The 21788-nt window shown below is 73.1% G+C and carries 25 protein-coding genes and 1 pseudogene; 11 read left to right on the top strand and 15 right to left on the bottom strand.

Annotated elements, in window-relative coordinates:
• The 3 genes from FRZ03_RS30225 to FRZ03_RS30215 form a co-directional block, all read left to right on the top strand.
• Positions 1-338 (top strand): FAD:protein FMN transferase (locus tag FRZ03_RS30225; RefSeq protein ID WP_186785700.1); only part of this gene is annotated, 338 nt, incomplete at its 5' end.
• Between the two features lie 102 nt (positions 339-440).
• Positions 441-641, top strand: a complete 201-nt coding sequence (locus FRZ03_RS30220) for a hypothetical protein (RefSeq protein WP_186785699.1) — start codon at positions 441-443, stop codon at positions 639-641.
• Between the two features lie 81 nt (positions 642-722).
• Positions 723-2537: an ABC transporter ATP-binding protein gene (locus FRZ03_RS30215; RefSeq protein WP_146468276.1), complete on the top strand. Its 1815-nt coding sequence runs from the start codon at positions 723-725 to the stop codon at positions 2535-2537.
• A 4-nt stretch (positions 2538-2541) separates the two neighbouring features.
• On the opposite strand, the gene FRZ03_RS30210 is transcribed toward FRZ03_RS30215, so the two are convergent.
• The 10 genes from FRZ03_RS30210 to FRZ03_RS30165 form a co-directional block, all read right to left on the bottom strand.
• The gene (locus tag FRZ03_RS30210) at positions 2542-3312 is read right to left on the bottom strand and encodes a zf-HC2 domain-containing protein (RefSeq protein WP_146468275.1); all 771 of its coding nucleotides are present in this window, start codon (positions 3310-3312) and stop codon (positions 2542-2544) included.
• Positions 3302-3889 carry an RNA polymerase sigma factor gene (locus tag FRZ03_RS30205; RefSeq protein ID WP_146468274.1) on the bottom strand — a complete coding sequence of 196 codons (588 nt, stop codon included), beginning with the start codon at positions 3887-3889 and terminating at the stop codon, positions 3302-3304. The genes FRZ03_RS30210 and FRZ03_RS30205 overlap by 11 nt, the downstream gene beginning before the upstream one ends.
• A gap of 109 nt (positions 3890-3998) precedes the next feature.
• Positions 3999-4541 (bottom strand): arginine repressor, encoded by a 543-nt coding sequence (locus tag FRZ03_RS30200; protein ID WP_146468273.1) that lies wholly within the window; start codon positions 4539-4541, stop codon positions 3999-4001.
• Positions 4542-4548: 7 nt separating this feature from the next.
• Complete coding sequence (locus FRZ03_RS30195) at positions 4549-5745, bottom strand: acetylornithine transaminase (RefSeq protein ID WP_146468272.1); 1197 nt, start codon at positions 5743-5745, stop codon at positions 4549-4551.
• Positions 5742-6650: an acetylglutamate kinase gene (gene argB, locus FRZ03_RS30190; protein ID WP_146468271.1), complete on the bottom strand. Its 909-nt coding sequence runs from the start codon at positions 6648-6650 to the stop codon at positions 5742-5744. Before argB ends, FRZ03_RS30195 begins: the two co-directional genes overlap by 4 nt.
• Positions 6647-7798, bottom strand: a complete 1152-nt coding sequence (gene argJ, locus FRZ03_RS30185) for a bifunctional glutamate N-acetyltransferase/amino-acid acetyltransferase ArgJ (RefSeq protein WP_146468270.1) — start codon at positions 7796-7798, stop codon at positions 6647-6649. The genes argB and argJ overlap by 4 nt, the downstream gene beginning before the upstream one ends.
• Positions 7795-8823 (bottom strand): N-acetyl-gamma-glutamyl-phosphate reductase, encoded by a 1029-nt coding sequence (gene argC, locus FRZ03_RS30180; protein WP_146468269.1) that lies wholly within the window; start codon positions 8821-8823, stop codon positions 7795-7797. Before argC ends, argJ begins: the two co-directional genes overlap by 4 nt.
• 131 nt (positions 8824-8954) lie before the next feature.
• Positions 8955-9344: a GtrA family protein gene (locus tag FRZ03_RS30175; protein ID WP_146468268.1), complete on the bottom strand. Its 390-nt coding sequence runs from the start codon at positions 9342-9344 to the stop codon at positions 8955-8957.
• Complete coding sequence (locus FRZ03_RS30170) at positions 9341-10291, bottom strand: glycosyltransferase family 2 protein (protein WP_146468267.1); 951 nt, start codon at positions 10289-10291, stop codon at positions 9341-9343. The genes FRZ03_RS30175 and FRZ03_RS30170 overlap by 4 nt, the downstream gene beginning before the upstream one ends.
• Before the next feature lie 22 nt (positions 10292-10313).
• Entirely contained in the window at positions 10314-10820 is a 507-nt protein-coding gene (locus FRZ03_RS30165) for a YfhO family protein (protein ID WP_398661401.1), read from the bottom strand.
• A gap of 129 nt (positions 10821-10949) precedes the next feature.
• On the opposite strand from FRZ03_RS30165, the pseudogene FRZ03_RS39855 reads away from it, so the two are divergent.
• From FRZ03_RS39855 to hypA, 8 genes and pseudogenes are all read left to right on the top strand, one after another.
• Positions 10950-11213, top strand: a pseudogene (locus FRZ03_RS39855) (hypothetical protein); the annotation flags it as partial.
• Positions 11210-12283 carry an NADH-quinone oxidoreductase subunit B family protein gene (locus tag FRZ03_RS30160; RefSeq protein ID WP_146468265.1) on the top strand — a complete coding sequence of 358 codons (1074 nt, stop codon included), beginning with the start codon at positions 11210-11212 and terminating at the stop codon, positions 12281-12283. The pseudogene FRZ03_RS39855 and the gene FRZ03_RS30160, both read left to right, overlap by 4 nt.
• A 74-nt stretch (positions 12284-12357) precedes the next feature.
• A complete protein-coding gene (locus FRZ03_RS30155; RefSeq protein ID WP_146468264.1) occupies positions 12358-14151 on the top strand; it encodes a nickel-dependent hydrogenase large subunit in 1794 nt (597 codons plus the stop codon).
• The gene (locus tag FRZ03_RS30150) at positions 14144-14710 is read left to right on the top strand and encodes a NifU family protein (protein ID WP_146468263.1); all 567 of its coding nucleotides are present in this window, start codon (positions 14144-14146) and stop codon (positions 14708-14710) included. The genes FRZ03_RS30155 and FRZ03_RS30150 overlap by 8 nt, the downstream gene beginning before the upstream one ends.
• Positions 14707-15303 (top strand): DUF5947 family protein, encoded by a 597-nt coding sequence (locus FRZ03_RS30145; protein ID WP_146468262.1) that lies wholly within the window; start codon positions 14707-14709, stop codon positions 15301-15303. Before FRZ03_RS30150 ends, FRZ03_RS30145 begins: the two co-directional genes overlap by 4 nt.
• 20 nt (positions 15304-15323) lie before the next feature.
• Entirely contained in the window at positions 15324-15530 is a 207-nt protein-coding gene (locus FRZ03_RS30140) for a hypothetical protein (protein WP_070024836.1), read from the top strand.
• Between the two features lie 20 nt (positions 15531-15550).
• Entirely contained in the window at positions 15551-15745 is a 195-nt protein-coding gene (locus tag FRZ03_RS30135) for a hypothetical protein (protein ID WP_146468261.1), read from the top strand.
• Between the two features lie 8 nt (positions 15746-15753).
• Positions 15754-16095, top strand: coding sequence for a hydrogenase maturation nickel metallochaperone HypA (hypA, locus tag FRZ03_RS30130; RefSeq protein WP_146468260.1), 342 nt, complete (start codon positions 15754-15756; stop codon positions 16093-16095).
• 57 nt (positions 16096-16152) lie between these two features.
• On the opposite strand, the gene hypE is transcribed toward hypA, so the two are convergent.
• The 5 genes from hypE to hypB are packed head-to-tail and all read right to left on the bottom strand — an operon-like array spanning position 16153 to position 21740.
• Positions 16153-17253, bottom strand: coding sequence for a hydrogenase expression/formation protein HypE (hypE, locus tag FRZ03_RS30125; protein ID WP_146468259.1), 1101 nt, complete (start codon positions 17251-17253; stop codon positions 16153-16155).
• Complete coding sequence (hypD, locus tag FRZ03_RS30120; protein ID WP_146468258.1) at positions 17246-18388, bottom strand: hydrogenase formation protein HypD; 1143 nt, start codon at positions 18386-18388, stop codon at positions 17246-17248. The genes hypE and hypD overlap by 8 nt, the downstream gene beginning before the upstream one ends.
• A complete protein-coding gene (locus tag FRZ03_RS30115; protein WP_146468257.1) occupies positions 18385-18675 on the bottom strand; it encodes a HypC/HybG/HupF family hydrogenase formation chaperone in 291 nt (96 codons plus the stop codon). Before FRZ03_RS30115 ends, hypD begins: the two co-directional genes overlap by 4 nt.
• Positions 18676-18678: 3 nt before the next feature.
• Complete coding sequence (hypF, locus tag FRZ03_RS30110; protein ID WP_146468256.1) at positions 18679-21018, bottom strand: carbamoyltransferase HypF; 2340 nt, start codon at positions 21016-21018, stop codon at positions 18679-18681.
• Entirely contained in the window at positions 21015-21740 is a 726-nt protein-coding gene (hypB, locus tag FRZ03_RS30105; RefSeq protein ID WP_146468255.1) for a hydrogenase nickel incorporation protein HypB, read from the bottom strand. The genes hypF and hypB overlap by 4 nt, the downstream gene beginning before the upstream one ends.
• Positions 21741-21788: the final 48 nt, after the last annotated feature.

Below are 21788 nucleotides of genomic sequence, written 5' to 3'. Positions count from 1 at the left end.
GGGTGGGCGTGGCGGACCCGCTGCGGGCCGGCGGGCTCGCAGCGGTGGTCTCGTCGGCGGGGGCGGCCGAGCTGTCCGTCGCCACGTCGGGGACGGCCGAGCGGGGCGCGCACGTCATGGACCCGCGCACGGGCCGGCCCGCGGACACCGACCTGGTGTCGGCGACCGTGGTGGCTCCCCGGCTGACCTGGGCGGACTGCTGGGCCACGGCCGCGTTCGCGCGGGGCTCGCGGGCGGCTCTCGCCTGGCTGGAGTCGCTGCCCGGGGTGGAGGCGCTGCTGCTCACGGCGCGGGAGGAGGTGTTCCGCACCGGGGGCATGGACCGGTATCTGGGTTGAAAAGGAATATCCGGGGTTGAAAGGAAAATTTTTCCCGCGGAAGCCATCCCTGTTCCGTCCCGCGCCGTATCCCCTGTGAAGCGAATTCTCCGGGAGGAACCTATGGCAATCTTCAGCAGCCTGCTGCCGCTGCGTGACCACGGCGGCCACGGCGGCGGGCACGGCGGAGACCACGGCGACCACGGCGACCACGGCGACCGCGGCGACCACGGCGGAGACCGCGGGCGCGGCCGCGACCGGGGCGACGAATTCGACCGTCACGACCACGGCGACCGGCACGACGAGCGCTTCGGACGCTACTGACCGACCACCTCCACACAGGCCGGGCGGGCCGGGGGACGGAGGTCCCGGTCCGCCCGTCCGCACCCCGAGGAAACGCATCCCATGGCGCATGTCCTGCGGCGTCTGCTGTCGGTGGGCGAGACCTCCGACACGGTCGTGGCGGCCGCGCCCGCGGTCCCCCCGCGCGAGGTGTTCCGGCGGTTCTGGCCCTACACCCGGGGCGGCCGCCGCTGGCTCGTGCCCCTCCTGCTGTTCAGCCTGGCCGGTCCGGCCGTCGACGCCGGGGAGCTGTGGCTGTTCAAGACCGTCGTGGACGAGGTGCTGGTCCCGCGGGACCTGGGGCCCTTCCTGTGGATCGCCCCGGCCTACCTGGGGCTGATCGTGTGCGCGGGCGTCCTCGGGTTCGCCGACCGGATGACCTCCGCCTGGGTCGGCGAACGCTTCCTGCTCTCCCTGCGCTGCGCGGTCTTCCGCCATGTCCAAGGGCTGTCCCTCGGCTTCTTCGAACGCCGCCGGCTCGGCGACGTGCTGTCCCGCGTCACCGACGACGTGGACGCGGTCGAGACGTTCCTGCTGTCGGGCGTGGCGGACGCCCTGTACTACGTGCTCCAACTGGCCGTCTTCCTCGGCCTGCTGTTCTACCTGAGCTGGGACCTGACCCTGCTCGCGCTGGTCATCGTGCCGCTGTTCTGGTCCGCCGCCCGGCACTTCGCGCGGCTGAGCAAGGAGGCGTCCCGGGAGACCCGGCGGCGCGGCGGCTCGCTCAGCGCGATCGCCGAGGAGGTGCTCGGCAATGTCGCGCTGGTGCAGGCGTACAACCGGCAGGGCTGGGAAGCGCACCGCTTCGAGCGGGAGGGCTCGGGCCGGCTGCGGGCGGTGCTGGCCGCGACCCGCGTGCGGGCGGTCTACGGCCCGATCGTGGAGGTCATCGAGGTGGCCGGAGTGCTCGCGGTCCTCGGCCTCGGCGCCTGGCAGCTGTCCCAGGGGCGGCTCACCCTCGGCGGGCTGCTGGTCTTCCTCGCCCTGATCGGCAAGATGTACGGCCCGGTGCGCGGGCTGTCCGGGCTCGCCACCACCTTCTACACGGCCGCCGCGTCGGCCGAGCGGATCATCGAGCTGCTGGACCAGCGCCCCCAGGTCACCGAGCGTCCGGACGCCCGCCCGACCGGCCGGGCGCACGGCTCGGTGGAGTTCGACCGCGTCTGGTTCCGTTACCCCGGCACCGCGCCCTGGGCCCTCGCGGACGTCTCCTTCCGGGTGGCGCCCGGCGAGACGCTGGCGCTGGTCGGGGCGAGCGGTGCCGGCAAGTCCACCGCCGCCAGGCTCCAGTTGCGCTTCTACGACCCCGACCGGGGCGCGGTCCGGCTCGACGGCACCGATCTGCGCGAGCTGCGCCTGGCCGACGTACGGGAGAGCGTCGCGGTGGTGCTCCAGGAGACCCTGGTCTTCCACGGCACCGTGCGGGAGAACATCGCCTACGGCCGCCCCGGCGCGTCCGAGGCGGAGATCGTGGCGGCGGCGCGGGCGGCGGACGCCCACGAGTTCGTCGAGCGGCTCCCGGACGGGTACGACACGCTCGTCGGCCAGCGCGGGCGCACCCTGTCCGGCGGTCAGTGCCAGCGGCTGGCCATCGCCCGCGCGATGGTCAGGGACGCGCCCGTGCTGCTGCTGGACGAGCCGACCACCGGGCTGGACGCGGGGTCGGGCCGGCGGATCATGGAGCCGCTGCGCCGGCTGATGGCCGGGCGGACCACCGTCGTCATCTCGCACAATCTGCTCACCGTCCGGGACGCCACCCGGATCGTGGTGCTCGATAGGGGCCGGGTCATCGAGGACGGCGCCCACGGCGAGCTGCTGGAGCACGACGGCGTGTACGCCCGGCTGCACCGGCTGAACACCGGCAGGGTGGCGTCCTGACGGCTCATGTCTCCCGGGACAGCACGTGCGCGGTCTGCAGCTTGGCGTGGGCGAGGACGGTACCGTCGGCCGCGGTCAGCCGGGCACCGGAGACGGAGTCCGGGTCGACGGGCGCGGTGGCCCCCCAGGAGCCGTGACCGCCCCGCACGGTGAAGTCGCCGACGTGCACGGTGGTGCCATCCGAGCGCTCCAGCACACAGGAGACCCGGCCGGTGTACCTGCTGCCGTGCCCGGCGAGTCCGACGGTCATGAAGATCCAGCCGGGGGCGCCGGGACGGGCGTACACCTCGCCGACGGGCCGGCCGCGGGCCGACGCGGAGGTCATGTCGCCGACCAGCATGGGCTCGGACTGCATGGTGTGCGGGGGCGTGGCGGTGACCTGCTCGACCGCGGTGCCGATGCCCCAGCCGGCGAAACCGGCGACCACCGCGAGGGCGGCCGCGGCCGCCCCGAGCCGCACCCGGGTCCGGCGCGCCCGCTCGCGCAGCGCCGCGAAGGCGACGCCCGCGCCGTGTCCGGACGCGTGCCGCTGCGCCGTCGCCTGCCGTGCCAGGCTGCGCGCCACCCGGCTCTCGAAGCCGAGCGGCGGCTCCTGGCAGGGCAGCAGGCCGATCAGCCGGTCGCCGACCAGGGTCAGCTGGCGGACGAACTCCCGGCAGTCCGCGCACCCGTCCAGATGGTCGAGGGCCTCGGCGCGCTCCCGGCCGGGCAGCACGCCCAGCGCCAGCTCGGCCCCGAGCTCGCGCAGCTTCTCGCAGTTCGCGTCACTGGACATGGTCGCCTCGCTCCGGAGCCGCCAGTGTGGTGCGCAGTTTGCCCATCGCCGCCCTGATCCGGGTCTTGGCGGTGCCGAGCGGGATCTGTTCCGCGTCGGCGACCTGCTGGGCCGTCATCCCGTAGACACCCGCCATCATCAGGGCCCGCGCCTGTTCCCGCGGCAGCCGGCCCACGGCGGCCCGCAGCCGGGCGGAGGCCTCGTCGGCCAGCACCCACCGCTCGGGCGTCTCGGTGACCGTGCCGAGGAGGGCGTCGAGGTCCTCGGGTGCCACCGGCTCCGTGCGCCGGGCGCGTACGGCGTCGATGGCGAGGTTGTGCGCGATGGTGGTCAGCCAGGTGGTGACCGAACCACGGCGCGAGTCGTAGATCTGCGCGTGCCGCCACGCGCGTTCGAACGTCTGCTGGGCGACGTCCTCGGCGAGCTGCTGGTCCCCGGTGACCGCCATGGCGACACCGAAGACCCGGTGCTGGAAGCGCCGCACGAAGACGATCGCCAGCTCCTGGTCTCCGGTGGCCAGCCCGGACAGCAGAGCCTCGTCCGGGAGGCGCCCCAGGGGGAACCGCAAACCCGACACACCCTTGTATACGGCCGGCGGCCGCCCGGGGATTGCCCGCCCCCCGGTCCGGCCGTCGCGGAGGATCACACGCCCATTCTCCGCCGGGGGGCCGCGCCCCGCATGCCGGTCAGTGCCCGTTCTGGGCCAGCTTGAGCAGGTGGTCCGCCAGGGCCTGGCCACCGGTGGGGTCCCGGCTGATCAGCAGCAGGGTGTCGTCGCCGGCGATGGTGCCGAGGATGTCGTGCAGCTCGGCCTGGTCGATGGCGGAGGCGAGGAACTGGGCGGCCCCGGGCGGGGTGCGCAGCACGACCAGGTTGGCCGAGGCCTCGGCGGAGATCAGCAGCTCCTGGGACAGGCGCCGCATCCGCTCCTCCTTGGCGGACTCGCCGAGCGGGGCGCGCGGGGTGCGGAAGCCGCCCTCGCTGGGCACCGCGTAGATGAGGTCCCCTTCGTTGTTGCGGATCTTGACCGCGTTCAGTTCGTCGAGGTCCCGGGAGAGCGTCGCCTGGGTGACGCTGAGCCCGTCGTCGGCGAGCAGCTTGGCCAGCTGGCTCTGCGACCGCACCGGCTCGCGGTTGAGGATGTCCACGATCCGGCGGTGGCGTGCGGTGCGCGTCTGCGGCACGGCGGGCCCGGCACCTGTCTGCTCGCTGTCCTGCGCCTGGCTCATCGTCGTCTCATTCTCCGGATCGTCCGTCCCCGCCTGCGTCGAGGATGCCGGGCAGCGCCTGGAGCAGGGCGTCCGCCTCGTCGTCGCGCAGGTTCAGCGGGGGCATGAGCCGTACGACGTCGGGGGCGGGCGCGTTCACCAGGAACCCGGCCTCCTGGGCCGCCTGCTGCACCTGCGGCGCGCGCGGCCCGGTGAGCACGATACCCAGGAGCAGGCCCGCACCCCGGACATGGTCGACCAGCGGGTGGCCCAGGGCCTCGATCCCGGTGCGCAGCCGCTCGCCCTGCCGCTTGACGTTCTGCAGCAGTTCGTCGCCCTCGATGGTGTCGAGGACGGCGAGCCCGGCGGCGCAGGCGACCGGGTTGCCGCCGAAGGTGGTGCCGTGCTGGCCGGGGCCGAGCAGTTCGGCGGCGCGGCCGAAGGCGACGGTGGCGCCGAGCGGGAGGCCGCCGCCGAGCTGCTTGGCGAGGGTGACCACGTCGGGCAGCACGCCCTCGTGGGCCTGGTAGGCGAACCAGGTGCCGGTGCGGCCGACGCCGGTCTGCACCTCGTCCAGGACCAGCAGGGCGCCGGTGGCGGCGGTGATGGCGCGGGCGGCCTTGAGGTAGCCGGGCGGGGGGACGACGACGCCGTTCTCGCCCTGGATCGGCTCGATGATCACCAGCGCCGTCTCCTCGGTGACGGCGGCGGCCAGCGCCTGGGCGTCGCCGTAGGGGACGTGGGTGACGTCACCGGGCAGCGGGCGGAACGGGTCCTGCTTGGCGGGCTGCCCGGTGAGCGCGAGGGCGCCCATCGTACGGCCGTGGAAGCCGCCCTCGGTGGCGACGACGTGCGTCCGCCCGGTGAGCCGGCCGATCTTGAAGGCGGCCTCGTTGGCCTCGGCGCCCGAGTTGCAGAAGAAGACCCGGCCGTCGCGGCCGAAGAGCTGGAGCAGCCGTTCGGCGAGGACGACGGTCGGCTCGGCCATGAAGAGGTTGGAGACGTGGCCGAGGGAGCCGATCTGCCGGGTGACGGCCTCGACGACCGCCGGGTGGGCGTGGCCGAGGGCGTTGGTGGCGATACCGCCGACGAAGTCGGTGTACGCGCGGCCCTCGGCGTCCCACACGGTGGCGCCCGCGCCGCGCACGAGGGGCAGGCGCGGGGTGCCGTAGTTGTTCATGAGCGCGCTCTGCCAGCGCTGGGTCAGGTCCTGGTTGCCCGTCACGGCGTGTCCTTTTCGGGCTCGTCGGGCACGACCATGGTGCCGATGCCCTCGTCGGTGAAGATCTCCAGCAGGATGGAGTGCTGGACCCGGCCGTCGATGACGCGGGCGGTGTGCACGCCGTTGCGCACGGCGTACAGGCAGCCCTGCATCTTGGGCACCATGCCGGAGCTCAACTCCGGGAGCAGCTTCTCCAGTTGGCGTGCGGTGAGGCGGCTGATCACCTCGTCGGAGTGCGGCCAGTCCTCGTAGAGGCCCTCGACGTCGGTGAGGACCATGAGGGTTTCGGCGTCCAGTGCCGCAGCGAGTGCCGCAGCCGCCGTATCAGCATTGACGTTGTAGACATGACCGTCGTCCTGACTGCGGGCGATGGAGGAGACGACCGGGATGCGGCCGTCGGCGAGCAGGGCCTCGATGGCGCCGGTGTCGATCGCGGTGATCTCGCCGACCCGGCCGATGTCGACCAGCTCGCCGTCGATCTCGGGCCGGTGCTTGACCGCGGTGATGGTGTGGGCGTCCTCGCCGGTGAGGCCGACGGCGAGCGGGCCGTGCTCATTGAGCAGGCCGACCAGCTCGCGCTGCACCTGCCCGGCGAGCACCATCCGTACGACGTCCATGGCGTCCTCGGTGGTGACCCGCAGGCCGGCCTTGAACTCGCTGACGATGCCGTGCCGGTCGAGGGCGGCGTTGATCTGGGGGCCGCCGCCGTGCACCACGACCGGCTTGAGGCCGGCGTGCCGCAGGAAGACGACGTCCTGGGCGAAGGCGGCCTTCAGCTCCTCGTCCACCATGGCGTTGCCGCCGAACTTGATGACGACGACCTTGCCGTGGTGCCGGGTCAGCCAGGGCAGCGCCTCGACGAGGATCTTCGCCTTGGGCAGTGCCGTGTGTTTGCGCGTCGTGGTCATGAGGAGTAGGCGCTGTTCTCGTGGACGTAGTCGGCGGTCAGGTCGTTGGTCCAGATCGTCGCGGTCTCGGCGCCGGCGGCGAGGTCGGCGACGATGTGCACCTCGCGGTAGCGCATGTCGACCAGGTCGCGGTCCTCGCCGACCGAGCCGTTCTTGCACACCCAGACGCCGTTGATGGCGACGCCCAGCCGGTCCGGCTCGAAGACGGCGCCGGTGGTGCCGATCGCGGACAGGACGCGGCCCCAGTTGGGGTCCTCACCGTGGATGGCGCACTTGAGGAGGTTGTTGCGGGCGATGGAGCGGCCCACCTCGACGGCGTCCTCCTCGCTCGCCGCGTTGACCACCTCGACCTTGATGTCCTTGCTGGCGCCCTCGGCGTCGCCGATGAGCTGGCGGCCGAGGTCGGCGCAGACCTGCCGCACGGCGTCGGCGAAGGCGTCGTACTCGGGGGTGATGCCCGAGGCGCCGGAGGACAGCAGCAGCACGGTGTCGTTGGTGGACATGCAGCCGTCGGAGTCGACGCGGTCGAAGGTGACCCTGGTGGCGGCGCGCAGGGCCTTGTCCAGGGTGGCGTCGTCCACGTCGGCGTCGGTGGTGATCACGACCAGCATGGTGGCGAGGCCCGGGGCGAGCATGCCCGCGCCCTTGGCCATCGCGCCGACCGTCCAGCCTCCCCCGGAGACGACCGACGTCTTGTGCACGGTGTCGGTGGTCTTGATGGCGATGGCGGCCTTCTCGCCGCCGTGCTCGGACAGCTGGGCGGCGGCCGTCTCGATGCCGGGGAGCACCTTGTCCATGGGCAGCAGGGTGCCGATCAGGCCGGTGGAGCAGACGGCGACCTCGATGGCGCCGCGGCCCAGCACCTCGCCCGCCTTCTCGGCGGTGGCGTGGGTGTCCTGGAAGCCCTTGGGGCCCGTACAGGCGTTGGCGCCACCGGAGTTGAGGACCACCGCGGAGACCTGGCCGCTCTTCATGACCTGCTCGGACCACAGCACCGGCGCGGCCTTGACGCGGTTGGCGGTGAAGACGGCCGCGGCGGCACGGCGGGGCCCGTCGTTGACCACGAGGGCCAGGTCGGGGGCGCCGTTCTGCTTGATCCCGGCGGCGATGCCCGCCGCCCGGAATCCCTTGGCTGCCGTGACGCTCACGGTGCGACTCCGATCGTGGAAAGCCCGGTGGTCTCGTCGAGACCCAGGGCGAGGTTCATGCTCTGGACGGCACCGCCCGCGGTGCCCTTGGTCAGGTTGTCGATGGCGCTGATCGCGATGATGCGGCCCGCGGCCTCGTCGTGGGCGACCTGCACCTGAACGGCGTTGGAACCGTGCACGGCACCCGTCGCGGGCCACTGGCCCGGGGGCAGCAGGTGCACGAAGGGCTCGTCGGCGTAGGCCTTCTCGTAGGCGGCGCGCAGCGACTCCGCGCTCACCCCGGGCGCGGCCTTGGCGCTGCACGTGGCGAGGATGCCGCGGGGCATCGGGGCGAGGGTCGGGGTGAAGGAGACGGTGATCCGCTCCCCCGCGACCGCGCCGAGGTTCTGGATCATCTCGGGGGTGTGCCGGTGGCCGCCGCCGACGCCGTACGGCGACATGGAGCCCATGACCTCGCTGCCCAGCAGGTGCGGCTTGGGCGCCTTGCCCGCGCCGGAGGTGCCGGAGGCGGCGACGATCACGGCCTCCGGCTCGGCGAGCCGGGCCGCGTAGGCGGGGAAGAGGGCGAGGGTCGCCGCGGTGGGGTAGCAGCCGGGTACGGCGATGCGCTTGGCCCCGGTGAGCGCGGCGCGGGCGCCGGGCAGCTCCGGGAGGCCGTACGGCCAGGTGCCGGCGTGCGGGGAGCCGTAGAACCTCTCCCAGTCCGCCGCGTCCGCGAGCCGGAAGTCGGCCCCCATGTCGATCACGAGCACATCCGGGCCGAGCTGCTCGGCGACGGCGGCGGACTGCCCGTGCGGCAGCGCGAGGAACACCACGTCGTGCCCGGCGAGCGCGTCGGCCGTGGTCTCGCCCAGCACCCGGTCGGCCAGGGGCCACAGGTGGGGCTGGAGCCCCCCGAGCCGCTGCCCGGCGTTGGAGTTCCCGGTCAGGGCCCCGATCTCGACCTCGGGGTGCGCGAGCAGCAGCCGCAGAACCTCGCCACCCGCGTACCCGCTCGCCCCGGCAACCGCCGCACGTACCGCCATGTCCGTCCTCCTCTGGATGGCATGACTATACGCAGCAATGCACGTTTATGCAATGGTCATGCGGTGGGGCCGCCGGCCTCCCCGAGCAGCCGGGCCGCCGCCTGGGGCATCGAGCCGCCCCGCTGACCCGGTCAGCCGTCGGCCGTACGGAACTTCGCGCCCGGCAGCATGATCCACCGCGACACCACGAAGGTGACCGGGATCGCCGCCGCCGAGGCCAGCAGCGGGGCGAACCGGCTGCCCGCGTGCAGGACGTCCACGATCACGTACACGCCCGCCGTGGTGATGACGAAATTGGCGGCGTTCGTCAGCGGGAACAGCAGGAATTTCCGCCAGGTCGGGCGAATGCGGTAGGTGAAGCGCGCATTGAGGAAAAAGGAGCCGACCATGCTCAGCGCGAATGCCAGGACGTGCGCGGCGAGATAGGGCAGCCAGGTGAGGAAGAGCAGGTAAAGGCCGTAGTAGACGGCCGTGTTGAGCACGCCCACCACGGCGAAGGTGACGATCTGCCGAGCTATCAAGGGATGAGGTCTTTCGTCCGTTCCACGTTGGTCGCCTTCACCAGGAAGTGCGGGCGGCCCTTCACCTCGTAGTAGATGCGTCCGGTGTACTCCCCGATCACTCCCAGCATGACCATCTGCACCCCGGCGAGGGCGGTCACGGCGGTGATGATGGTCACATAGCCGGGCGTCTGCACCCCGTGCACCAGCGCGGCGCCCACGATCCACGCCGTGTAGAGGCCGGCGCACAGCAGCAGGCCCATGCCGAGCCAGAGGGCGGCGCGCAGCGGCCGGTTGTTGAAGGACAGCACGCCGTCCAGGCCGTAGTCGAGCAGTCCGCGCAGGTTCCAGGAGCTGCGTCCGGCCTCGCGCGCGGCGTTCTCGTACTCGAAGGTGGTGCTGGGGAAGCCCACCCAGGCGAACAGGCCCTTGGAGAAGCGGTTGTACTCGGTCAGGGCCAGCACGGCGTCCACGACCCGGCGGGACAGCATCCTGAAGTCCCCCACGCCGTCACGGAGTTCGACGTCGATCAGACGGTTGACGAGGCGGTAGTACAGGCGGGCGGTCAGGGTGCGGGTGAAGCGGTCGCCGGTGCGGGTGCGGCGGGCGATGACCTGGTCGTGGCCCTGTTCGCGCAGCCGCACCATGCGGGCGATCAGCTCCGGCGGGTGCTGGAGGTCGGCGTCCATGACGACGACCGAGTCCCCGGAGGCGTGCCGCAGCCCGGCGAGCAGGGCCGCCTCCTTGCCGAAGTTGCGGCTGAAGGAGACGTAGCGCACGCGCGCGTCGCGGGCGGCGAGCCGTTCGAGGAGGGCGAGGGTGCGGTCGCGGCTGCCGTCGTCCACGTAGACGAACTCCATGTCGTGGCCGAGCGGCAGGAGTTCGTCGGCGACCTTCTGGACCGCTTCGTGGAAGCGGTCCAGGACGTCTTCCTCGTTGTAGCAGGGCGCGACGATCGATATCAGCATGGTGGTTCCCCCAGGGTCGCGGTCAGGGCGCGGCCGTCGCGCGCTCGCGCGGTGCCGGTGGTGTGGTCGGGGCGGGCGCAGGGGTGCGCCGGCGGCGGACGGCGGCGCCCGCGGTGAGCAGCAGCAGGACCGTGAGCGAGGCCAGCCCGACGGTCGTGCCCAGGCGCAGGCCGGGCGGGTGGAAGGTGCAGGTCAGGCTGGTCTGGCCGGCGTCCAAGGGGACGGCGATCAGACCGTGGTACTGGCGGGCGGGGCGGGCCGGTCCGTCGCCCGCGGCGCACCGCCAGCCGGCGATGCGGGGCGCGGCGACGACGGCGAGCCCCTTGCTTCCGGGCGGCAGTTGGGCGTGCAGGGTGCCGTCCGAGACGGTGACCGCCGTGGCGCCGGTGGCCGTGAGGCGGGCCGCGGCGGCGTCCAGCCGTGCGGTGTCCAGGCAGCCGACGGCGCCCGGCGGGACGCGGCCGGGCCGGTCGGGGACCAGCTCGATCCGCACCCGTCCGGAGGCCGGGGCCTGGCCCAGCGGCTCCATCGCGGCCAGGCTGCGCCCGGTCATCGAGCGGAACACGGCGGTGTCCGTGCCGGAGGCGAGCCGGGCGGTGCCGGAGAAGTGCGGCGCCCACAGGTTCACCTGGGTGCCGGGCGGGCAGCTCGCGGTGATCGCCGGCCGGGTCCGCGCGGTGCCGATGCCCAGGACATGTTCCTGGCCGGGCGAACCGCCACGGTCGCCGGGGTGTTCCACGACGTGGACGGCAGCGTGCGGCTCGCCGTGACCGTGGACGACGACCCCGCGGCCGAACTGCACGACTGGTACGGCCGTTTCCACTACTTCCGGCCCGACGAGGTCGAACCCCTCGCAACCACGGGCACCCCGGCCGGCACCGGCCGGGCCGACGACCGACTGCGACGGAGGCCGCAGAGATGACCACACAGAGCGGTACCACCGAGGCCCGCGCCGGCGCCCGCGAGGGCTTCGACGAGATCACCATCCTGTGGATCTCGGAGGGCATGAGCTGCGACGGCGACACCGTGTCGCTGACCGCCGCCGGGCAGCCGTCCATCGAGGACGTGGTCCTCGGTCTCATCCCGGGCCTGCCGAAGGTGAACCTCGTCAACAAGGTGCTCTCCCCCAGCCTCGGCGGGGAGGACTTCCTGGCCCCCTACCGCAAGGCGGCCCGCGGTGAACTGGAGCCGTTCATCCTGGTGATCGAGGGCTCGATCCCCAACCAGAACATCATCGAGGGCGACGGCTACTGGACGTCGTTCGGCAACGACCCGGAGACCGGCGAGCCGCAGACCCTGAACTGGTGGATCGACCAGCTCGCGCCCAAGGCCTGGGCGGTGGTGGCCGCGGGCACCTGCGCCACGTTCGGCGGCATCCACGCCATGGCCGGCAACCCGACCGGCTGCATGGGCCTCACGGACTACCTGGGCTGGGAGTTCAAGGCCCGCTCGGGGCTGCCGGTGGTCAACGTGCCCGGCTGCCCCATCCAGCCGGAGAACTTCATGGAGACCCTGGTGTGGGTGCTCCAGCACGCGGCCGGCTCAGCTCCCCCGCCGCCGCTGGACCACATGCTGCGCCCGCAGTGGCTGTTCGGCAAGACCGTGCACGAGGGCTGCGACCGGGCCGCGTACTACGAGCAGGCCGACTTCGCCAAGGACTACAACTCTCCCAAGTGCCAGGTGAAGGTGGGCTGCTGGGGACCGGTCGTCAACTGCAACGTGCCCAAGCGCGGCTGGATGTCCGGCATCGGCGGCTGCCCGAACGTCGGCGGCATCTGCATCGGCTGCACGATGCCCAGCTTCCCCGACGCCTTCATGCCGTTCATGGACGAACCCCCCGGCGGCACGCTGTCGTCGATGGTGATCAAGCCGTACGGGGCGGTCATCCGCCGGCTGCGCGGGCTGACCAACGACATGGTGAACCACGAGCCCCGCTGGCGGCACAACAAGCGCAAGCTGACCAGCGGTTACGACCCGCACTGGCGTGCCTGAGGCCGGCGCCTCCCGCCCCGCCACCGCCCTGCCACCGATCCGCCCGACCCGAACAGCGAGGGACAGAACCGCAGATGACCACCACCGAATCGCGGGCCGCAGGACGCAAACCCGCCCAGCTCGTGGACATGTCCTGGGATCCGATCACCCGGATCATCGGCAACCTGGGCATCTACACGAAGATCGACTTCGCCAACCGTGAGGTCGTGGAGTGCCACAGCACCTCGTCGCTGTTCCGCGGCTACTCGGTGTTCATGAAGGGCAAGGACCCGCGCGACGCCGGGTTCATCACCTCACGGATCTGCGGCATCTGCGGCGACAACCACACCACCTGCTCCAACTACGCCCAGCAGATGGCCTACGGGGTCAAGCCGCCGAAGCTGGCCGAGCACATCACCAACCTGGGCGAGGCGGCGGAGTACATCTTCGACCACACCATCTTCCAGGACAACCTGGTCTTCGTGGACTTCTGCGAGGCGATGGTCAAGGCCACCAACCCCGGTGTGCTGGCCCGCGCCGAGCGCACCGACGCACCCCGCGGCGACGTGCACGGCTACCGCACCATCGCCGAGATCATGAAGGCCTTCAACCCCTTCGAGGGCGAGGTCTACAAGGAGGCGCTGAAGGTCAGCCGGATCACCCGGGAGATGTTCTGCCTGATGGAGGGGCGCCATGTGCACCCCTCCACGCTGTACCCGGGCGGCGTCGGCACGATGCCGCAGCCCAACACCTTCACCGACTACCTCAGCCGGCTGATGCGCGTCATCGACTTCGTGAAGAAGGCGGTGGCGATGAACGACGACGTCTTCGACTTCTTCTACGAGGCCCTGCCGGGCTACGAGGAGGTCGGCAGGCGTCGCATCCTGCTGGGCTGCTGGGGCGCGTTCCAGAACCCGGACGTGGTCGACTACCGCTACGCCACCATGAACGAGTGGGGCAAAGCGATGTACGTCACCCCCGGCGTCGTCGTGGACGGCAGGCTGGTCACCAACAACCTGATCGACATCAACCTCGGGCTGCGCATCATGCTGGGCAGCTCCTTCTACGAGGACTGGGTGAACGAGGAGCCGTTCGTCACCCACGACCCGCTGGGCAACCCGATCGACATGCGTCACCCGTGGAACCAGACCACGGTGCCGGTCCCGCAGAAGCGGGACTTCGAGGGCAACTACAGCTGGGTGATGAGCCCGCGCTGGTACCACCCGGAGACCGGCGAGCACCTCGCCCTGGACACCGGCGGCGGCCCGCTGGCCCGGCTGTGGTCGACCGCGCTGAGCGGCCTGGTGGACACGCCGTACGTCAAGGCGACCGGCGGTGGCATCCGCATCACCCTGCCCAAGGGCGAGCAACTGCCGGAGACCACCCTGGAGTGGCGCATCCCGAAGTGGAGCAACACCCTCGAACGCGACCGTGCCCGGCCGTACTTCATCGCCTACGCCGCCGCCATGGCGCTCCAGTTCCTGGAGGAGGCCATGGGGATGATGCGCAGCGGCGACACCAAGGTGTACGAGAACTTCGAGGTGCCGGACGAGTCGATCGGCTGCGGCTTCCACGAGGCGGTGCGCGGGGTCCTCTCGCATCACCTGGTGATCCGGGACAAGAAGATCGCCAACTACCACCCGTACCCGCCGACTCCGTGGAACGCCAGTCCCCGCGACATCTACGGCACGCCGGGCCCCTACGAGGACGCGGTGCAGGGCCAGCCGGTCTTCGAGGAGAACGGGCCGGACGACTTCAAGGGCGTCGACATCATGCGCACGGTGCGCAGCTTCGACCCCTGTCTGCCGTGCGGGGTGCACATGTACATGGGCAAGGGCAAGACCCTGACCACCGTGCACTCGCCGACGTACGGGGCGAGCCATGCCTGAGGCCGCCGAGCGGCTGGCGGACCAGGCGGTGGAGGCACGGCTCGCGCGGCTGGACGAGGCGCTGGCCGCGCTGGAGTCCGCGCCCGGCCCGGCCCTGGAGGCGGTGCGGCTGCTGACCGAGGTCTACGGCGAGGCCCTGGCCCGGGTGGTGGACGGCGCGGACGAGCGGCTGTGGCGGCGGCTGGCCGGTGACGAACTGGTCGCGCACCTCATGGTGCTGCACGGCATCCACCCGGAGCCCCCGGAGGACCGGGCCGCCCGTGCCGTGGAGCGGCTGCGGCCCGCGGTGCGCGAGCGCGGCGGCGACCTGGCATGGGCCGGCGTCGAGGGCGACGTGGCGCGGGTGCGGCTCGATTCCGGCGGCTCCGGGGGTGGCTGCGGCGGCGGCTGCGGGGGCGGTTCCGCGGACATCGTGGCGGCGGTCCGGGCGGCCGTGCTGGCCGTCGCGCCCGAGCTGACCGACGTGGAGATCGTGCCGGGCGGCGAGGAGCGCGGGCGGGCTCCCGCGTTCGTGCCCCTGAGCACCGTCAGGCGGGCCGTGCCGCAGGAGGCCCGGTGAGCGCGGACGGCGCGCTCGCCCGGGTCGTCCGTTCCGCCGCGGAGCGCGCGGCCACGGCGGAGACCGAGCGGTGCGAGCTGTGCGCGGCCCGGGTGGCCGCGGAGCACCCGCATCTGTACGACACCGGGGCCGCCGAGGTGCGGTGCGTGTGCGGCCCCTGCTCGGTGCTGTTCGCGGACGGCGCGGCGGGCGAGGGCCGCTACCGGCTGGTGCCCCGGCGCCGGCTGCGGCTGCCCCGGGTCGACACGGCGGTGCTGGGCGTCCCGGTGGGCCTGGTGTTCTTCGTGCCGCGCTCCGACGGCTCGGTCACCGCGCAGGGGCCGAGCCCGGCCGGGGCGATGCGCTGGGAGGTGGACGCGGCGGCCTGGCGGGAGCTGGCCGCCACGGTGCCGCAGCTGGCCGCCATGACGCCCGACGTGGAGGCCCTGCTGGTGAACACCGTGCGCGGCCTGGACGAGCACTGGATCGTGCCGGTCGACGACTGCTACCGGATGACCGCCGTGGTCCGCCGCGAGTGGCGGGGCCTCTCCGGTGGCGGACGGGTCTGGTCGGCCGTAGAACGGTTCTTCGGGGACCTGACCGAACGGTCGTAGGACCGGGAAGGAGATCGGACATGGGCACCATCCGAGTGGGCCGCCCCCAGGCGAAGCCCGACACGCCGAGTCATGTACCCGGGCTGCACCAGGGCAACAAGGGGCCGTACCAGGAGCAGACCGGGCACCACCGGGACGGCAGCTCCGACGCGCGCCGCTCCACCGGGATCCACTGGAAGCGGCATGACGCGCTGGTGGAGGACATGCCGAACATCTCGCCGGGATGAGAGAACGGAAAGTGACCGCCATGAGTGAGTGCAGAAGCAGCAGGCGAAGGCGCAGGCGAGCGGGGATGTCCGGACGGCAGTTGCTGCTGCTCCAGGCCGCGCTGGCCGGCGGGGTGATCACGGCCCTCGTGATCAAGGAACTCCCGGGCATCATGCGGGAGTTGCGGATCTTCCGGATGACCGGCGGGCCGGGCGCGAACCGCCGCTACCCGTAAGGCGCGCCGTGCACGAACTGTCGATCGCGACGGCGATCGTGGAGCAGGCCGAACGGATCGCCCGCGAGGACGGTGCGGACCGGGTGTCCGCGGTGACCGTCCGTGTCGGTGAGCTGGCCGGGGTGGTGCCGGACGCGCTGCACTTCGCCTTCGAGGTGGCCCGTGACGGCACGGCGCTCGCCGGGGCCCGGCTGGTGGTGGAGGCGGTGCCCGCGCTGGCCTGGTGCGGCGGCTGTGCCGAGGAGTTCGCGGTCGGCATGCCGCCGTTCTTCTGGTGCCCGCACTGCGACCGTCCCTCGCGGGAGCTGCGCAGCGGACGCGAGCTGGAGATCACGGGCGTGGCGGCATGAGCGCCCGGACATGAGTACGGCCCCGCCGCGGCGGGGCCGTACTCATGCGTCGTGGGGTCAGCAGATGCGGGGCAGCTGCTCCCCCAGCGGCAGGTCGACGACCCGGGTACCGCCGAGGCCGGTGGCGACGACGACCATGCCGGGGTGGTCCGCCACGCACTCCCCGATCAGCGCCGCGCCGGTGCCCTGCGGGTGGGCCCGCATCGCGGCGAGCACCGCCTCGGCGTGCTCCGGCGGCACGAAGGCGACGAGCCGGCCCTCGTTGGCGACGTACAGCGGGTCCAGGCCGAGGAAGCCGCAGGCGTTAGCGACCTCCTCGGGCACCGGCACGGCCCGGTCGCGCAGCCGGACCCCGGTGCCGGAGGCGCGGGCGATCTCGTTCAGGGAGGCGCCGAGGCCGCCGCGCGTGGGGTCGCGCAGCACGTGGATGTCCTTGGTGACCTCCAGCATGGCCGCGACCAGCCCGGCCAGCGGTGCGGTGTCGGAGGTGATCCCGACTCCGAACTCCAGGCCCTCGCGCACGCTCATCACGGCCACGCCGTGCAGGCCGATCGGGCCGCTGACGATGATCGCGTCGCCGGGCCGGGCACGCTGCGGTCGGATGTCGACGCCGTCGGGGACCAGGCCGATGCCGGCGGTGGTGACGTAGACGCCGTCGCCGTGGCCGGACTCGACCACCTTGGTGTCCCCGGTGGCCACGAGGACGCCCGCGGCCTCGGCGGCGGCGCCGACCGCGCGGGCGATCCGCTCGACCACGGCCAGTTCCACGCCCTCCTCCAGCACGAAGGCGGTGGACAGGAAGGCGGGCCGGGCGCCGCTCATGGCGAGGTCGTTGACGGTGCCGTTGACGGCGAGGTCGCCGAGGCTGCCGCCGGGGAAGAACAGCGGTCGTACGACGTAGGAGTCGGTGGAGAAGGCCAGCCGGGCGCCGCCGAGCTCGCACACCGCGGAGTCCGTGAGGGCGGCGAGGGTGGGGTTGCCGTAGGCCGGGGCGAAGACCTGTTCGATCAGCTCGGCGGAGAGGGCACCGCCGCCGCCGTGGCCCATCACGACGACCGGCTGGTCGCGCAGGGGGGCGGGGCAGGTCCAGTTCGCCGGGTCGACGGCGGCGTCGGCGGCCGTGTCCGGGGCGGTGTCGGGGGCGGCGAGGTCAGCCAACGGGGTTCATCTCCTCCTGCGGGACGCGCGATCCCTGCGGTGCCGGGGCGTTCATGCGGCGGTAGAGGTGGTAGGCGGCGCAGGCGCCCTCGGTGGAGACCATGGTGGCGCCGAGCGGGGTGCGCGGGGTGCAGGCCGTGCCGAACGCCTCGCACTCGGTCGGCTTGATCAGGCCTTGCAGGACCTCGCCGGCCCGGCACACCGCGGGCTCCTCGGTCCGGATCCCGCCGACGTCGAAGCGGTGCTCGGCGTCGTAGGCACGGAAGGCGTCGCCGAGCCGCCAGCCGCTGGCGGGGATGCGGCCGATGCCGCGCCAGTTGCGGTCGGTGACCTCGAAGACCTCCTCCAGCATGCGCAGGGCCGCCGGGTTGCCCTGGTCGCGCACGGCCCGGGGGTAGGCGTTCTCCACCCGGTGCTCGCCGCGCTCCAGCTGGTGGACGGCGCGCCGGATGCCTTCGAGGATGTCGAGGGGCTCGAAGCCGGTGACGACGACCGGCACGCGGTGCCGTTCGGCCAGTTCCGGGTACTCGGCGGTGCCCATCACGCTGCACACGTGCCCGGCGGCGAGGAAGCCCTGCACCCGGCAGTTCGGCGCGCTCATGATCGCCTCGATGGCCGGGGGGACCCGGACGTGGGAGACGAGCAGGCTGAAGTTGGCGAGGCCGAGGCGGCGGGCCTGGTGGACGGCCATGGCGTTGGCGGGGGCGGTGGTCTCGAAGCCGATGGCGAAGAAGACGACCTCGCGGTCCGGGTTCTTACGGGCGAGTTCGAGCGCGTCGAGCGGCGAGTAGACCACCCGTACGTCGCCGCCCTCGCCCTTGACGCGGAACAGGTCCCGGTCGGTGCCGGGCACCCGCAGCATGTCCCCGAACGAGCAGAAGATCACCTCGGGACGGACGGCGATCTCCAGGGCCTTGTCGATGACCTCCAGCGGGGTGACGCACACCGGGCAGCCGGGGCCGTGGATCAACTCGACGTGTTCCGGCAGGAGTTGGTCGATACCGTGCCGGATGATGGAGTGGGTCTGGCCGCCGCAGACCTCCATCAGGGCCCAGGGGCGGGTAGCCGTGGCGTGGATCTCGTCCAGCAGCCTGCGCGCCCGCTCCGGGTCGTTGAACTCCTCGATGTACTTCACCGGACCTCGCTCTCGCTCCCCTGGCGCGCGGCCTGTTCCCACGCGTCCCCGAACTCCTCTTCCAGCAGCCCGAGTTGGTCGAACAGCTCCAGGGAGGCGCGGGCCGACTCCTCGTCCAGGCGCTGGAGCGCGAAGCCGACGTGCACGATCACGTACTCGCCGACCCGCACATCGGGCAGGTACTCCAGGCAGGCCTCCTTGCGGACGCCGCCGAAGTCGATCACGCCGGTGAGGGGGTCGGCCTGGTGGTCGATGGACACGACCTTGCCGGGCACTGCCAGACACATGGCTCACTCCGTCTCGTGGTGGGGTGCGGTGGCCGCGACCATCAGCTGGCCGAGCGCCAACCCGCCGTCGTTGGGCGGGACTTCGCCGTGCCGCAGGACCGTGAAGCCGTCGGCCCGCAGCAGGGCGGAGCACTTCTCCTCCAGCAGGGCGTTGGCGAACACCCCGCCGGTGAGGGCGACCGTGCCCAGACCGGTCGCGCCGCGGGCCCGCCGGCAGATCTCGGTGACCGCCCGGGCCACGCCCCGGTGGAAGCGGGCCGCGAGCACCGGGGCCGGGGTGCCGCGGCGGCGGTCGGCGAGCAACGCCCGCAGCATCGGCGCGGGATCACAGACGAGCGCCCGGCCCGCGGTGAGCCCGAAGGGGTAGGCCACCGCGTCCGCGTCCCGCGCCCGTGCAGCCGCCGCCTCCAGCTCCAGCGCGGCCTGCGCCTCGTACCCGGCGCGGTGGCACAGGCCGACGAGGGAGGCCACGGCGTCGAACAGCCGCCCCATGCTGGACGTGGGCACGCAGGCCACCTGCCGCTCCAACTGCCGCTTCAGCAGATCGAGTTCGGACGCGGAGCAGGCGGTGACGCTGGGCAGGTCCGCCGCCCAGGGCAGGCCCGCGGCCCACAGCCGGGACAGGGCCAGCCGGCAGGGGTTGGCCACCCCCGCGTCGCCGCCGGGCAGCGGGGCCGGGGCGAGGTGGGCGAAGCGCCGGTGGCCGGTGTAGTCGGCGAGCAGGATCTCGCCGCCCCACACCGTGCCGTCGTCGCCGTACCCGGTGCCGTCGAAGGCCACGCCGATGACCGGGGTGGTGCCGTCGAGACCGTGCTCGGCCATGGCGGAGGCGATGTGGGCGTGGTGGTGCTGGACCTGGCGCAGCGGCAGCCGGGCGCCGGCGCGCCGGCGGGCCCAGCCGGTGGAGTGGTAGCCGGGGTGCCGGTCCGCGGCGACCAGTTCCGGGGTGACGTTGGTCAGGCGGACCAGCTGCCGCTCGGCGCGGCCGGCCGCCTCCAGGGTGGAGAGGTCGCCCATGTCGCCGATGTGCGGCCCGAACCAGGCCAGGTCCCCCGCGCCGAGGCACGGCACGTTCTTCAGATCGCCGCCGACCGCGAGCGCGGGCCGCACCTCGACCGGCAGCCGCAGCGCGCGGGGGACGTAGCCGCGCGAGCGGCGCAGCACCTGTTCGGTGCCGTCCGGGCGCACCCGCAGCAGGGAGTCGTCGCAGGGCGAGGCGATGGGCCGGTCGTGGGCGAGCCAGGCGTCGGCGAGCCCGGCCAGCCTGCTCCGGGCCTCGGCGTCGTCGGTGACGATGGGTTCGCCGGAACGGTTGCCGCTGGTCATCACCAGCACCCGGGGCCCCGGCGGGTCGCCGGGCAGCCCGAACAGCAGGGTGTGCACCGGGGTGTAGGGCAGCAGCACGCCGATGTGCGGGCTGCCCGGGCAGACCCCGTCGGCGGGCCGCAGCCCGTCGGCCGGGGTGCGGCGGCGCAGCAGCACGATGGGGCGGCGCGGGCCGGTCAGGGCGGCGCGCTCGGCGGCGGAGAGGACCGCGATGCGCTCCGCGGTGGCGAGGTCGGCGCACATCACCGCGAACGCCTTGCCACCGCGCTCCTTGCGCGCGCGCAGCGTGGCGACGGCCTCGGGGTCGGTGGCGTCGCAGGCCAGGTGGTAGCCGCCGAGCCCCTTGACGGCGACGATCCGGCCGGCGGCGAGCAGTTCCCGGGCCGCCGCGAGGGCGTCCGCGTCGCGCGCCGGGCGGAGACCGGGGCCGCTGAGGGTGAGGCGGGGGCCGCAGCGGGGGCAGGCGACGGGCTGGGCGTGGAAGCGCCGGTCGGCGGGATCGCCGTACTCCCGGGCGCAGTCGGGGCACATCGGGAAGCCGGCCATGGTGGTCGCCACGCGGTCGTACGGCATGCCGGTGGCGATGGTGAAGCGGGGGCCGCAGTGGGTGCAGGTGACGAACGGGTGCCGGTGTCTGCGGTCGTCCGGGTCGGCGAGTTCGCGCAGGCAGTCGGCGCAGGTCGCGGTGTCGGGCGGGAGCTGGGCGCGGCCGGCGGCCCGGTCGGTGGAGCGGATCGCGAACGGCCCGCTCTCGCCCGCGGCGGGCAGCTCCTCGTGGGCGACACGGGTCACCGTGGCCAGCGGCGGGGGCCGGTGGGCCAGCGCCGCGCAGAAGCGGTCCACCTCCTGCCACGGGCCCTCGACCTCGATCAGCACCCCGTCACCGGTGTTGCCGACGAACCCGGCCAGTCCCAGTTCCCCGGCGAGGCGGTGCACATACGGCCTGAATCCCACCCCCTGCACGGTGCCGTGCACGGTCAGCCGGCGGCGGACCGGGCCGGTCGCGGGGGCGGTCATACGACGGGCGCGGACTCGGCGTGGTGGTGGCCGTGCGGGTGCGGGGCGAGCGGCGGCCGGTGCGCGGGGCCGCCGTCGCGCACGGCGAGGGCCCGGTCGAGGAGGGTGGCGACCCCGTCGCCGGTGCGGGCGCAGGACCGTACGATCTCCACCCCCGGGTTGACCCGCGCCACGTTCGCCCGGAACGCGTCCTCGTCGAAGCCGGCCGCCTCGGCGAGATCGGTCTTGGTGATGACGACGAGGTGGGCGGAGCCGAACGCGGTCGGGTACTTCAGCGGTTTGTCCTCGCCCTCGGTGACCGCCATCAGCACGATCCGCAGGGACTCGCCGAGGTCGTACGAGGCGGGGCAGACCAGGTTGCCGACGTTCTCCACGAAGAGCACCTCGGTGTCCGGCGGCAGCCAGCCCGAGAGCCGGGCCCGGACCTGACGGGCCTCCAGGTGGCACAGCCCGTCGGTGAGCAGCTGCTGGACGGGGGCGCCCGAGCGGGCCAGGCGGGTGGCGTCGTTCTCGGTCGCCAGGTCGGCGGTGAGCGCGGCGACCGGCACGCCCCGCCCCACCGCGTGGGCGAGCACCCGTCCGAGGAGTTCGGTCTTGCCGCTGCCCGGGCTGGACAGCAGGTTGACCACGGCCACCCCCTGCCCGGTCAGCTCCTCGCGCAGGCTCGCGGCGAGGTCGTCGTTCTTCGCCAGGACGGCCTGTCTGACGTCGGACCGGCACATGGGCGCTGCTCCTCGGGTTCGGGGCGTGGGCCCCGGGCCGCGTCCCGC

Source organism: Streptomyces misionensis, assembly GCF_007896895.1.
GTDB lineage: Bacteria > Actinomycetota > Actinomycetes > Streptomycetales > Streptomycetaceae > Streptomyces > Streptomyces misionensis_A.
This window is presented reverse-complemented; position numbering and strand designations above follow the sequence as displayed.